Here is a 13,050-nt window from a genome sequence, read left to right on the forward strand (position 1 = left end):
CGCAGATGAACGGTTATATCGTGAAAGGCATCGGCGGGTTCTATTACGTCAAAACAGCGGAGGGAATCGTGGAGTGCAAGCCCCGCGGCATCTTCCGTAAACAAAAAATCACCCCGGTGGCAGGCGACGAAGTGACGCTGGAAACCGAGAACGGCGCAGCTGTCATTGCACAGATCGCGCCCCGCAAAAACGTTTTTGTCCGTCCGCCGGTGGCAAATCTGGATGTGCTGTTCCTGGTGGCCAGCACCACACAGCCTACCCCCAGCACACTGGTGCTGGATAAACTCTCGGCCATTGCAGTGGATAAAGGTGTTCAGCCCGTCATCGTCTGTACCAAAGGCGACTTGGCCGAAGCAGAGTTCCTGCGCTCGGCTTATGAAAAATCCACCCTGCCTTTCATCCGGATCGATTATGAGACCGGAGCCGGGCTGGACGAGGTCAAGCAGTGGATCACAGGCCGCCTGTGCGCGTTCTGCGGAAACTCCGGCGTGGGCAAATCCACGCTGCTCAATGCGTTGCTGCCAGACGTGGAGCGGGAAACGGGTGCCATCAGCCAGAAGCTGGGCCGTGGCCGCCACACCACCCGGGAAGTGACCATTTTTGAGGCGTTTGGCGGGCGCATTGCCGATACGCCCGGCTTTGCCAGCCTGGAAGCCAACCGTGCCGGGTTTATCCCGAAAGAGAATCTGGAACACGCGTTCCCGGAGTTTGGGCCTTATCTGGGAGAGTGCCAGTTTACCGGCTGTTCCCACCGTGCAGAAAAAGGCTGCGCCGTCCGTGCCGCATTGGCCGAGGGGAAACTCTCCCAGACCCGGTACGACAGCTATTGCGCCATGTACGACGAAGTAAAAGACGTCAAAGACTGGCAGCGGCCCAAAGTTTAAAAACCTCTCACCCGTTCCGTCCCCCTACGGGGGCGCGTCCGGGAGCTCCCCTAACAGGGGAGCCAGGAATCGAGGAAGAAAGAAGAATCAGTTTTATGTCCCGTTGTGTGATCCTTTCCGCCTGCCCGGTTTCGCCGGAACTGGCAAAGCTGCTGCGCCCGGATGATTTCATCATCGCCTGTGACGCAGGCTACCGCAATTGCACTCCGCTGGGCTGCAAGCCCAATATCATAGTGGGCGATTTTGATACGGCTCCCTGCCCGGAGCAGCAGGATGACGACATTGTTGTTCTGCCCCATGTCAAGGATGATACCGATACCGAGTATGCCGCCAAGCTGGTCTCTCAAAAAGGCTTTACGGAGGTGTTGCTGCTGGGTGCTCTGGGCGGCAAGCGGCTGGAGCATACACTGGCAAACCTTTGCACCGGCCTTGGGCTGGAGCAGCGCGGCGTGCGGGTCACCATTCAGGATGAGCGCAGCCGCGTCAGCTATGTACTCCCCGGTGAGACCCGCAGCTACCACAAGGAAGATTATTTCTTCTTTTCTGTCTTCCCGTTGGAGGGAAAGGCCGAGGGTGTGTGCGAGAGCGGTTCGTTCTATGAACTGACGGATGCGATCTTGACAGCAACCTATCCGCTGGGCGTCAGCAATGAATATGCTGAGGGCTCTGACTGCATCACCGTCAGTACCCGCACCGGAGCACTGGTGGTCGTTGAAACGCTGGCAGACGGTCCTGTTTGCTGAAGCGCCTGCACATTTTGTGCGCAAACCGCCTATACTGGGGCAAAACCAGTGAAAGGCGGGGTGCATCCATGCAGGTGGTTGTGGTAAAAAGTCCGAAACTTCTCCGGGGGCTGCTGTGCCGGTTGTTCGGCATCAAAAAGAGCCCCAAAGAGAACCTGTAACAAAAATCTGCCGGATGGCTGTGTGCTGTCCGGCAGATTTTTTGCGCATACCGTTTCATTACAGGGCATAAAATGTGCCAAGCGGACAGGAAAGGAGCGCGTTGCATGGAACTGAAGATTTTCCGGGATGCTTTGCCCGCTGCAGGTGCCAGCTGCACCCTCAAGGCGGAGCTCCCGTTGGAAACAGAGATTTTGATTTCCGATTACCTGCCCCCGGTCTTTAAACTGGTCAAGTGTTTTGTGCGGCCGGTGGTGCTGCAAAAACAGCTGCAGCCCGGGCGGCTGACGCTGGACGGCTACCTGCGCTGTACGGTCTATTATCAGGGCGAGGACGGCGCGGGCCTCTGCCAGACCGAGCAGAAGCTGCCCTTTACCAAAACGCTGGAGCTGCCGGAATTCCCATTTACGGCGTGGGCGGCACAGGTGGAGGGACAGACGGAATATGTCAATTGCCGGGTGGTCAACCCCCACCGTATCGAGGCACGGGGCGCGTTCGGGCTGGTGGTATCGGTTCATGCGCAGAACAAAACAGAGCTCATCACTGCACTCTCGGAGGGGGGCATTGAGCAGAAGTTTACCACCATCACGGGCGTGCGGCGTGCCGCTGCGCTGGAAAAGCTGATCACCGTGGAGGGGGAGCTTGCACTGGAAACAGCCCCGGCGGCAGTTCTGGACTTCTCCGGCACGGCAGAGGTCCGGGAGCTGAAAGTCTTGCGGGGAAAGGCTGTTGCCAAGGGAGAAATCAAAGGACAGTGTGCCTGGCGTGCTGAGGGAGAGACGAGCCTGCGGAGCACCAGCATCACACTGCCGTTCAACCAGGTGCTGGACGCGGAGGGACTGAGTGAGGACTGCCGCTGCCTGTGTGTGGTGGAGCCCACAGGGTTCACACTGGCACAGGGCGAGGGGGACACTTCCGGCCCCGGCACACTGACCGTGACCGCCATGCTCCGGCTGCGGGGTTGGCGGCCTTACCAGCTCCAGTGCGTGACCGACGCGTTCTCAACGAAATTTGAGACGACACAGACCATGCAGAACATCTTATCCGAGCGGATCGTCTGCCCGCTGAGTGCATCTGCTGCCCTCAAAGGTTCCGGTGCGCTGCCGGATGCCGGGGCAAAGGTGCTGGCCTGTTTTGCCTCTTTTGGCCCGGCTCAGCTGGCATTCCAGAATGGCCGCTGGAATCTGACGGCCCGGGTAACCGTCACGGCCTTTGCGGAAAACACGCTGGCCGAGTTGGAAAGCTATGAAAAAACGTTGGAAATGGATCTTGCGCTGGATACCACGCTGCCGGAAACAGCGGATCTCTACCCGGAGTGCTGGCTGAGTGTGGAAGATCTGCAATGCACGGCACAGGGCGGTGCACTGGAAGTAACGGTGACGGCCCGGGTGGAGGGGACGATCCTGGAGCGCTGCACAACAGCCTGCGTGGAGAGCATTGCACTGGGAGAACCGCTGACTCCAGCCGACCCGGAGATCTCGCTGCGGGTCTATTATGCACAGGCAGGGGAGCAGCTGTTTGAGATCGCCCGGAGATTCTCCGTCTCCCCAGGGCAGATGCTGGCTGCCAATGACCTGCCCGAGGGCACAGAGACCCTTGCAGCGCCTCGCAGACTGCTGGTACCCGGCGGGTAATATTTGCCAAACAACCCGAGTCTTGTCTGTAAAAACTGCACAAAGCCCGATTTAAGTATGACTTATGAAAGAAACGGGAACAAAAACTTGCGGAACCCTCTGGTAAAGTGCCGCTGGCGCTGTTATAATTTGAATCGTCTGTTAAAAGAGAACCCCAAAAGAGGGAAGGAGCAAGGATATGTTAAAAAATACGGAGCTGGAAAGCGCAGCTTACCAGTTTGAAGCAAAAATGCCCCTCAAGCACGCCATCCCGCTGGGTCTGCAGCATGTGTTTGCCATGTTTGTGGGCAACCTGACCCCGCTGCTGATCATCACCAGCGCCTGCGGCCTGGCAGGCGGCGAGTTTGCCGACCTGCAGGTCAGCCTGCTGCAGAACGCCATGTTTGTGGCCGGCATCGTCACGCTGGTTCAGCTGTATGCAGTGGGCCCCGTCGGCGGCAAAGTGCCCATCATTATGGGCACCAGCTCAGGCTTCCTGGGCGTGTTCAACAGTGTGGCGGCTACCATGGGCGGCGGCGTCACGGCCTATGGTGCCATTATGGGCGCGTCCATTCTGGGCGGCATCTTTGAGAGTGTCCTGGGCGTCTTCCTCAAGCCTCTGCGCAAGCTGTTCCCCTCGGTCGTTACCGGCACGGTCGTGCTGTCCATCGGCCTGTCGCTGATCTCCGTCGGTATCAACTCGTTCGGCGGTGGCAACGGTGCAAAGGACTTTGGCTCTGTGGAAAACCTGCTGCTGGCAATTTTCGTGCTGGTGGTCATCCTGTTCCTCAAGCACTGGACCACAGGCTTTCTGAGCTCTTCTTCCATCCTCATCGGCATCATCGTGGGTTATGTTGCTGCCATCATGATGGGCTTTGTGCTGCCCACCACTGGTGTCACCGCTGACGGCGTGGAGTTCACCAAGGCATGGGTCCTCAACTGGGACAAAGTAGCGCAGGCCAGCTGGTTTGCCATTCCCAAGCTGGTGCCCGTTAAGATCGTGTTTGATCTGCGCGCCATCCTGCCCGTGATGGTCATGTTCATCGTCACCGCTGTGGAGACGGTGGGCGATATCTCCGGTGTGATGGAGGGCGGTATGAACCGCGAGCCCAGCGATAAAGAGCTGTCCGGCGGTGTCATCTGCGACGGCCTGGGCTCCACCTTTGCCGCCTGCTTTGGCGTGCTGCCCAACACCTCGTTCAGCCAGAACGTCGGTCTGGTGGCCATGACCAAGGTGGTCAACCGTGGTGCACTGGCTACCGGTGCAGTCTTCCTGATCCTCTGCGGCCTCATCCCCAAGCTGGGCGCACTGGTCTCCATTATGCCTCAGGCTGTTCTGGGCGGTGCGGCTGTCATGATGTTCTCTTCCATCGTGGTGTCTGGTATCCAGCTCATCACCAAAGAGAAGATGACCCCGCGCACCCTGACCATCGTTTCCGTGGCTCTGGGCGTCGGTTATGGCATGGGTGCAAACTCCAGCATTCTGGCACACACCCCGCAGGCCATCCAGCTCATCTGCGGTGAGTCCGGCATCGTCCCGGCAGCTTTTGTGGCCATCGTGCTCAACCTGCTGCTGCCGAAAGACGACAAAGCGGAATAATTACAGCATCGCTTCCAGTTTCTGCAGGGCTTCCGGGGTGTCGGCATCCCACAGCTCTTCGTGGTGAGCGGTATAAAAACAATGTACCTGTTCCGGATACTGCCGGAGCAGAAAACTGCCACCCCTGCCCTCGGGCAGAGTGCGCAGGGCGGGGAAATACCCGCTGTCAAACAGAACGGGACTTCCGACCAGGGGTGTCGGGTCATCTTTGGCCCGATATGCCAGCCGGAAGATCATCCGTTCTGTTTCTTTTTGTGTCTGGAGGTGCTCTGCAAAGGCGCGGAGCAATGATTCTACGCTCTCCCGCCGCAGCAGAGGCTGATCTCCGGGCAGGAACATGCAGCCCGCAAGGTCAGGCCGCTCTGCCAGCAGCGCTTCCAGTCCCAGCCGCACCGTGTCGTTCCGGCCTGGCAGAGCGTGGAGCAGGCAGGGAACGCTGACTTCTCTGCAGAGCGTTTCTACCTCCGGGGAGCGGGCCACTACTACCCGTGAAGCCAGAAGCGGCGTGTCCGTAGCGGCAAAAGCGCGGCGGAGCATGGGCTCTCTGCCGGGGCCAAAGGGTGTCAGCAGCTTGTTGGAGCCAAAACGGGTGGAAAGCCCCGACGCCATGATGACACACCCGACGGGCAAGGTCTTGTTTTCTGCCATAAAAAGTCTCCCTTACAATCGCGGCAAAATTGCTGTCTTATCAATAGCATTATAAAATAAATTGTGTTAAAATAAAAGTAATCACCGAAAAAAGAGAGGAACTGCGTATGATGACGATTCGGGAATATAAAAAAGCCGAGAGCCTGGAAGAAGCATGGCAGCTCAACCAGAAAAAACCCAACCGTGTTCTGGGTGGAATGATCTGGCTCAAGATGGAGAAGATCAACGTTGGTACTGCCATTGATCTGTCCGGCTTGGGGCTGGACACCATTGAGGAGACGGACGAGGGCTTCTCCATTGGTGCCATGGTCACGCTGCGCCAGCTGGAGCTGCACCCCGGCCTCGCTGCCTATACGGACGGTGCCGTGCGGGAATCGGTGCGGCACATCGTGGGCGTGCAGCTGCGAAACCTCGCCACGGTGGGCGGCAGCATTTACAGCCGCTTTGGCTTTTCCGATGTTCTTACCATGTTCCTGGCGCTGAATGCTTCGGTGGAACTGTATAAAGGCGGCATCGTCCCGCTGGCGGAGTATGCCCAGCGCCCCTATGACCGGGATATTCTGGTGCGGGTCATTGTGCCAAAAGAAGACGCAAAATTCTGCTACCAGTCGGTGCGCAATAGTCAGACAGATATTCCGGTGCTGACCTGTGCGGCCGCAAAGAACGCCGCCGGGGAGTATCGCTTTGCCATCGGGGCCCGCCCGGGCAAAGCCGTGCTCTATACCCTGCCGGCCGATGCAGGGGAGACGCCGGAGCTCACGAGCGCCCGGTTTGCTGCCTCCATCCGGAGCAGGATCAAGACCGAGAGCAACATGCGCGGCAGTGCGGAATACCGCAACCATCTGGCAGGTGTGCTGGTCAAGCGCGCCGTCAAGCAGCTGGGCTGAGAGAGGAGACGACCATATTATGCAGATCAATCTTATCTTAAACGGCACCAAGGTGTCGGTCGATGTGGCCGCGGACACCCTGCTGCTGGATCTTGTGCGCAGCCAGGGCTGTGCCAGTGTCAAGCGCGGCTGTGAGACCTCCAACTGCGGTTTGTGCACGGTGTTCCTGGAGGACAAGCCCGTCCTTTCCTGCTCCGTTCTGGCTGCCCGTGCCGATGGCAAACGGGTCACGACACTGGAGGGCCTGCAGGAAGAAGCCGCGGAGTTTGGTGCATTCATTGCGGACCAGGGCGCAGAGCAGTGCGGCTTCTGCAACCCGGGCTTTATCATGAACGCCCTCGCCCTTTTCCGGGAAAAAGAATCCCCCACGGAAGAGGAAATCAAAGAATATCTTTCCGGCAACCTCTGCCGCTGCTCGGGCTATGAGGGCCAGCTGCGGGGTATTTTGAATTTCCTTGCCTGGAAAAAACAGAAACAGGAGGCCGCCGAATGAAAACCGTCAGCAAAGCATACCGCAAAAAAGATGCCATGCAGCTGGTAACGGGCCAGCCAGTTTACATGGACGATCTCGTTCCGGCCAACTGCCTCATCGTCAAGCTGCTCCGCTCGCCCCACGCCAACGCGATTGTCAAGACCATCAATACGGCGGTGGCCAAAAAGGTGCCGGGCATTGAGGCGATTTTTACCTGGGAAGACGTCCCGCAGGATGCTCCCCGGTATACCCAGGCAGGCCAGACGTTCCCGGAGGCCAGTCCCCGTGACCGCCTGCTCATCGACCGCCATGTCCGTTTTGTGGGCGATGTCGTTGCCATTGTGGCCGGCAAAGACGAAAAATGCGTGGACAAGGCCCTCCGGCTCATCAAAGTGGAGTACGAGGTGCTGGACGCTGTTTTGGATTACCACACGGCCAAAGATAACCCCGTTCTGGTCCATCCGGAGGAAAACTGGGAGGCCCTCTGCCCGGTTGGAGCCGACAACAAACGCAACCTTTGTGCCCATGGTGAGGAGGGAGACGGCGACATTGAAGCTGTGCTGGCAAACAGCGATATCGTCATTGAACACACCTACCATACCAAGGCCTGCCAGCAGGCCATGATGGAAACATTCCGCACGTATTGCTCCATTGATTTGTATGGACGTCTGAACATTCTCAGCTCGACGCAGATCGTCTTCCATACCCGCCGCAATGTGGCCAATGCCCTGCATATTCCCAAATCCATGATCCGGGTCATCAAACCCCGCGTCGGCGGCGGTTTTGGGGCCAAGCAGACCAACGTCTGCGAGGTTTACCCGGCTTTTGTGACCTGGAAGACCAAGAAACCCTCCAAGATCATTTTCAGCCGGGTAGAAAGCCAGATCGCTTCTTCGCCCCGCCATGAGATGGAGATCCATCTCCGGCTGGGTGCTACCAAAGAGGGCATCGTCAAAGGCATTGATATGCATACGCTCTCCAATACGGGCGCTTACGGCGAGCACGGCCCCACCACGGTGGGCCTGTCCGGCCACAAATCCATCCCGCTTTATGCCAAGGCAGAAGCATTCCGCTTTACCTATGATGTGGTCTACACCAACCACATGTCGGCGGGTGCTTACCGCGGTTACGGCGCAACGCAGGGCCTGTTTGCGGTGGAATCCGCAGTCAATGAGCTGGCGGCAAAACTCCATATGGATCCGTTTGAAATCCGCCAAAAGAACATCGTCAAAGAGGGCGACTACATGCCCGCGTACTATGGGGCCACCAACACCAGTTGCGCGCTGGACCGTTGCCTGGCCAAAGTGCATGAGATGATCCGCTGGGACGAGAAATACCCGGCCCGCGACCTGGGCAACGGTAAAGTCCGTGCCGTCGGTATGGGCATGGCAATGCAGGGCTCTGGTATTTCCGGCATGGATGTGGGCAGTGCGACCCTCAAAGTCAACGACGAGGGCTTCTACAGCCTCGTCATCGGTGCAGCCGATATGGGGACGGGCTGTGACACCACGCTGGCACAGATCGCAGCTGAGGTGCTGGACTGTGAGCTGGATGACATTACCGTTTTTGGTGCCGATACCGATACTTCACCTTATGATTCCGGTTCCTATGCCTCCAGTACAACGTATGTCACCGGCAAGGCTGTGGAAAAATGCGCCCTCAAGCTCCGGGAGCAGATCAGCAAGCTGGGCGCTGAGATGTTGGAATGTGCCCCGGATGAAGTGACCTTTGACGGAAGAAAAGTCTATGTGGACGCTGCACCGGAGCGCGGCGTTTCGCTGGCGGAGATCGTGAGCGCTTCCCAGTTCGGCCACATGGTCCCGCTGGAAGTTACCGAGACCCATACCTCTCCGCTGTCGCCTCCGCCGTACATGGTGGGTGCTGCGGAAATCGAGCTGGACAAAGAGACCGGCGAAGTCAAGGTTCTGGAATTTGACGCCTGTGTGGACTGCGGCACGCCCATCAACCCCAACCTGACCCGGGTACAGGCGGAGGGCGGTATCCTGCAGGGCATCGGCATGACCCTGACCGAGAACATTACCTATGATGCCAAGGGATACCCGATGGAAAATTCGCTCTTCCAGTATAAGATCCCGGCCCGTGTGGATATTGGACACATCCACGTGGAGTTTGAGAACAGCTATGAGCCAAACGGCCCGTTTGGTGCGAAATCCATCGGTGAAGTTGTCATTAACACACCGCTGCCGGCAATCTCGGACGCTATTTACAACGCCATCGGCACCCGCTTCTATGAGCTGCCCATTACACCGGAGCAGGTGGCCATGGCGGCAGCGGAAAAAGAATAAGATGCTGGACGAAACACAATTTCCATTCTTGGCTGAGAAAGGCCATATCGTTTCACTGGTGGGCGGTGGCGGGAAAACCACCCTGCTGCACGCCATGGCGGCGCACGGTGCCCGCAAAGGCTGGCGGGTGCTGGCTTCCACTACCACTCACATCCAACGCCCGAAAGAACCACTTTTGGCCAGGACGAACGCGGAGCTTGCAGCTCTCTGGACGAGTGGCAACTATGCGGTAGCAGGAGCCCCGGCCCCGGACAACAAACTGACACAGCCGCCGCAGCTGGAACGCTGGATGGCGCAGGCAGACGCGGTCTTTCTGGAAGCAGATGGCGCAAAGCATCTGCCCTGCAAGGCCCCGGCGGCTCATGAACCAGTGCTGCTGCCTCAAAGTGATATTGTGCTGGCAGTGGCAGGGCTCTCCGCAGTGGGAAAGCCGCTGCAGGAAGTCTGCTTCCGGCTGGAAACGGCCTGCACATTGCTGGGCGTTCCGCCGGAGACGATCCTGACGCCGGAATTGCTGGCGAAGCTGCTGGCCGATGAACAGGGCGGGCGCAAGGCTGTTGGAGCGCGCCATTTTTATGCGGTACTCAACCAGGCCGATACGCCGCAGCGCCAGGCCGCAGGCGAGAAAACCAAAGAACTGCTGCGGGCGCGGTATGGCGTCTCGGTGGTACTGACAACATTTTCGGAAAAGGAGCGTGCCTAAATGCCAGACGGAGAGAAGATCGTTTTCTGTACAGGCGGCGGCTGTACCGCAAAGCTTGGGGCAGGAGTGCTGAGCCGTATCCTGGAAAAGCTGCCCCGGGGCGAGAAAGACCCGAATCTGCTGGTCGGCTACGACAGCCGGGACGATGCCGCCGTTTATAAAATCACGGAGGATATCGCACTGGTACAGACCGTGGACTTCTTTCCGCCGATGGTAGATGACCCTTACACATTCGGGCAGATCGCGGCCGCTAACGCCCTCAGTGATGTTTATGCAATGGGCGGCGAAGTGAAGACGGCGCTGAACCTTGTCTGTTTCCCGGAGAGCATGGATCTGAACGTTCTGGGAGAGATCCTGTGCGGCGGTGCGGAAAAAGTCGCCGAAGCGGGCGGGATCCTTGCAGGAGGGCATTCCATTGCAGACACGGGAGTCAAGTACGGCCTCTCGGTCACGGGCCTGGTAGATCCGCACCACCTCTATGCCAATGACGCCGGGCGGCCCGGAGACAAGCTCATCCTGACCAAAGCACTGGGCGTGGGGCTCATCTGTACCGCCAATCGGGTGGGGGAAGCTGCCCCGGAGCATCTGGCAGGGGCGATCCAGTCCATGACGACACTGAATAAAACGGCGGCTCAGATCAGCCGGAAATATGCTGTCCATGCCGCGACAGATGTGACGGGATTCAGCTTCCTCGGCCATCTGCACGAGATGATGGGCGGGAAACTTGCCTGCCGGGTGGATGCCCGGCGGGTCCCGGTTTTGCTGGGTGCATGGGAAGCGGCCGATGCTTTCCTGTACACAGCGGCGGGCCAGCGCAACCGCAATCACACCGGGCCCTTTGTCCGGTTTGAGAATGTGCCGTTTGCGATGGAAGAAATTTTATTTGACCCACAGACTTCCGGCGGTTTGCTGCTGGCTGTGGCACCGCAGGATGCCGATGCACTGGAAGCTGAACTGAAAGAGGTTGGTCTGCCTGCAGCCATTGTAGGCAAAATTTTGGAAAAAGAAGAGAAACAGCCGGAAATCACGGTTATATTCTGATATTAGGGGGGAACACTTATGGTAAAAGTAGACGCGCGCGGGGATGCCTGCCCGCTGCCCGTTGTCAAGGCGAAAAAGGCCATTGCAGAGCTGAATGGAGCCGGTGAGGTGGAAATTCTGGTCGATAATGAGATCGCAGTCCAGAACCTGACCAAAATGGCCCAGCAGAAAGGCCTTGTTTACAGTGCTGAGAAGCTGGCAGAACGGGAGTATTCGGTCCGCTTTACGGTTGGTAAAGCGGTACCGGAGCGTGAGGAAAAAACAGAAGCCTGTGCACCGGATACCCGTACCGATACAGTGGTTGTCATCGCCTCGGATCAGATGGGCGAGGGGGCCGAGGAACTGGGCAAAACCCTGCTCAAAGCCTTTGTGTTCTCGCTCACCCAGCAGGATAAACTGCCCAAGACGATACTGCTCTATAACGGCGGCGCATACCTGACTTGTGAGGGTTCGCCCATGCTGGAAGACCTCAAGGCACTGGAGGCCGAGGGCGTGGAGATTCTGACCTGCGGCACCTGCCTGAATTTCTACGGCCTGACGGAAAAGCTTGCGGTGGGCGGTGTGACCAACATGTATGTCATTGCCGAAAAGATGCTTGGCGCCGGGAACGTGGTCAAGCCGTGATTTATCTGGACAATGCCGCGACGACTCTTCATAAACCGCCGCAGGTAGGGCAGGCTATGCTGGAAGCTCTGCAGACAGCGGGCAACCCGGGCCGCGGAGCACACGAGCCGACTCTCCATGCGGCACGGCTGGTCTATGGAACGCGGGAGGCACTGGCAGAACTATTCCATGCCGAAAGTCCCGCCTGTATTGCCTTTGCTTCCAATGCGACGCAGGCCCTCAATACGGCGATCAACGGTTTGATCCGCCCGGGCGACCATGTCATTACAACGGTGTGTGAGCACAATTCAGTCCTCCGCCCGCTGTACCGTTTGCGGCAGCAGGGGGCAGAATTAAGCTTTCTGGGAGTCGATGCCCGCGGTGTGCTGCAGTGCGACCAGTTGGAAACGCTGCTGCGCCCCAATACCAAGGCGATCGTAGTCACCCATGCTTCCAATGTGACCGGAAATAGAACCGATCTGGCGCGGGTATCTACCTTTGCCAAAAGGCATGGACTCTTGTTCATCGTAGATGCCGCGCAGACGGCGGGAGTCCACTCCATTGATGTGCAGGCGCTCGGCATGGACGTGCTCTGCTTTACCGGTCACAAAGGCCTGCTGGGCCCGCAGGGTACGGGCGGTTTCTATGTCCGCCCGGGGCTGCGGATCGCACCGCTGGTGGTGGGCGGAAGCGGGGTTCACAGCTTTGACGAAAACCATCCGGCCGAAATGCCAACGGCGCTGGAAGCCGGGACGCTCAACGTTCCGGGTATTGCGGGTCTGGGCGCTGGGGTGCGGTGGATTCTGGAGCAGGGAGTGGAACTGCTTCATGCCCGGGAAACCGCGCTGGCCTGCCTGTTTTATGAGCAGGTGCGCAGCCTGCCCGATGTAACGCTTTATGGCGATTTTGCAGCACAGGAGCGTGCGCCCATTGTCTCGCTGAATCTGGCTGGAGAAGACTCCGCCCGGGTGGCAGACATTCTATGGGAAGATTACGGCATCTGCGTGCGGGCCGGTGCGCACTGTGCTCCGTTGATGCACAAGGTATTGGGGACCGTAGAGCAGGGTGTGGTGCGGTTCAGCTTTTCACACACGAACACCGAGCAGGAAGTGCTGCAGGCCGCAGCTGCGGTCCGCCAGCTGGCGCAGGAGGAATAAGATGCGTGCAAAACGGCCTTATATCGTCCTTTCATTCCATGCGACCGTGGAAGCCATGGCTTGGGAAAAGCACTGCACGGAAGCCAATATCCCGGGCCGTTTGATTCCGCTGCCACGGGAGCTCTCGGCAGGGTGCGGCCTTGCGTGGCGGATGCTGCCGGGGGACTGGCAGCAGTGGCAGTCAAAGCTTGACCGAAATGCCTTTGATGCAATTGCAACGGTAGAACAATAAAC

Annotated in this window: 13 protein-coding genes; 12 read left to right on the forward strand and 1 reads right to left on the reverse strand. The window is 58.5% G+C overall.

The genetic code is table 11. The annotated features are described in order from the left end of the window. The first annotated feature begins 5 nt into the window (after positions 1 to 5). The 4 genes from rsgA to C4N22_RS00335 all read left to right on the forward strand — a co-directional run bounded on the left by rsgA (position 6) and on the right by C4N22_RS00335 (position 4,999). Positions 6 to 884, forward strand: coding sequence for a ribosome small subunit-dependent GTPase A (gene rsgA / locus C4N22_RS00320; RefSeq protein WP_112114918.1), 879 nt, complete (start codon positions 6 to 8; stop codon positions 882 to 884). A 95-nt stretch (positions 885 to 979) separates the two neighbouring features. Next, a complete protein-coding gene (locus C4N22_RS00325; protein ID WP_112147562.1) occupies positions 980 to 1,627 on the forward strand; it encodes a thiamine diphosphokinase in 648 nt (215 codons plus the stop codon). 266 nt (positions 1,628 to 1,893) lie between these two features. Continuing rightward, positions 1,894 to 3,420: a DUF3794 and LysM peptidoglycan-binding domain-containing protein gene (locus C4N22_RS00330; protein WP_112147563.1), complete on the forward strand. Its 1,527-nt coding sequence runs from the start codon at positions 1,894 to 1,896 to the stop codon at positions 3,418 to 3,420. 178 nt (positions 3,421 to 3,598) lie between these two features. Next, the gene (locus C4N22_RS00335) at positions 3,599 to 4,999 is read left to right on the forward strand and encodes a uracil-xanthine permease family protein (protein WP_112147564.1); all 1,401 of its coding nucleotides are present in this window, start codon (positions 3,599 to 3,601) and stop codon (positions 4,997 to 4,999) included. Here the strand turns inward: C4N22_RS00335 and C4N22_RS00340 are convergent, their stop codons facing one another. Next, on the reverse strand, positions 5,000 to 5,647 hold the full coding sequence (locus C4N22_RS00340) for a nucleotidyltransferase family protein (protein WP_242980904.1): 648 nt from the start codon (positions 5,645 to 5,647) through the stop codon (positions 5,000 to 5,002). It abuts the gene before it with no gap. 107 nt (positions 5,648 to 5,754) lie between these two features. Between C4N22_RS00340 and C4N22_RS00345 the strand changes: the two genes are divergently transcribed. Genes C4N22_RS00345 through C4N22_RS00380 form a run of 8 tightly spaced genes read left to right on the forward strand, consistent with a single transcriptional unit; the run spans position 5,755 to position 13,048 of the window. Then, positions 5,755 to 6,534 carry an FAD binding domain-containing protein gene (locus tag C4N22_RS00345; protein WP_112147565.1) on the forward strand — a complete coding sequence of 260 codons (780 nt, stop codon included), beginning with the start codon at positions 5,755 to 5,757 and terminating at the stop codon, positions 6,532 to 6,534. A 19-nt stretch (positions 6,535 to 6,553) separates the two neighbouring features. Then, positions 6,554 to 7,027: a (2Fe-2S)-binding protein gene (locus tag C4N22_RS00350; protein ID WP_112147566.1), complete on the forward strand. Its 474-nt coding sequence runs from the start codon at positions 6,554 to 6,556 to the stop codon at positions 7,025 to 7,027. Beyond that, a complete protein-coding gene (locus C4N22_RS00355) occupies positions 7,024 to 9,312 on the forward strand; it encodes a xanthine dehydrogenase family protein molybdopterin-binding subunit (RefSeq protein WP_112147567.1) in 2,289 nt (762 codons plus the stop codon). The genes C4N22_RS00350 and C4N22_RS00355 overlap by 4 nt, the downstream gene beginning before the upstream one ends. A gap of 1 nt (position 9,313) precedes the next feature. Continuing rightward, a complete protein-coding gene (gene yqeC / locus C4N22_RS00360) occupies positions 9,314 to 10,015 on the forward strand; it encodes a selenium cofactor biosynthesis protein YqeC (RefSeq protein ID WP_112147568.1) in 702 nt (233 codons plus the stop codon). Further along, the gene (gene selD, locus C4N22_RS00365) at positions 10,016 to 11,056 is read left to right on the forward strand and encodes a selenide, water dikinase SelD (protein ID WP_112147569.1); all 1,041 of its coding nucleotides are present in this window, start codon (positions 10,016 to 10,018) and stop codon (positions 11,054 to 11,056) included. 18 nt (positions 11,057 to 11,074) lie between these two features. After that, positions 11,075 to 11,680 carry a sulfurtransferase-like selenium metabolism protein YedF gene (gene yedF, locus C4N22_RS00370; RefSeq protein WP_112147570.1) on the forward strand — a complete coding sequence of 202 codons (606 nt, stop codon included), beginning with the start codon at positions 11,075 to 11,077 and terminating at the stop codon, positions 11,678 to 11,680. After that, the gene (locus C4N22_RS00375; protein WP_112147571.1) at positions 11,677 to 12,816 is read left to right on the forward strand and encodes an aminotransferase class V-fold PLP-dependent enzyme; all 1,140 of its coding nucleotides are present in this window, start codon (positions 11,677 to 11,679) and stop codon (positions 12,814 to 12,816) included. The genes yedF and C4N22_RS00375 overlap by 4 nt, the downstream gene beginning before the upstream one ends. Position 12,817: 1 nt before the next feature. Further along, the gene (locus C4N22_RS00380; protein ID WP_022257225.1) at positions 12,818 to 13,048 is read left to right on the forward strand and encodes a DUF3343 domain-containing protein; all 231 of its coding nucleotides are present in this window, start codon (positions 12,818 to 12,820) and stop codon (positions 13,046 to 13,048) included. The last annotated feature ends 2 nt before the right edge of the window (positions 13,049 to 13,050 follow it).

The sequence above is a fragment of the Faecalibacterium prausnitzii genome, from assembly GCF_003287495.1.
Lineage (GTDB): Bacteria > Bacillota > Clostridia > Oscillospirales > Ruminococcaceae > Faecalibacterium > Faecalibacterium prausnitzii_I.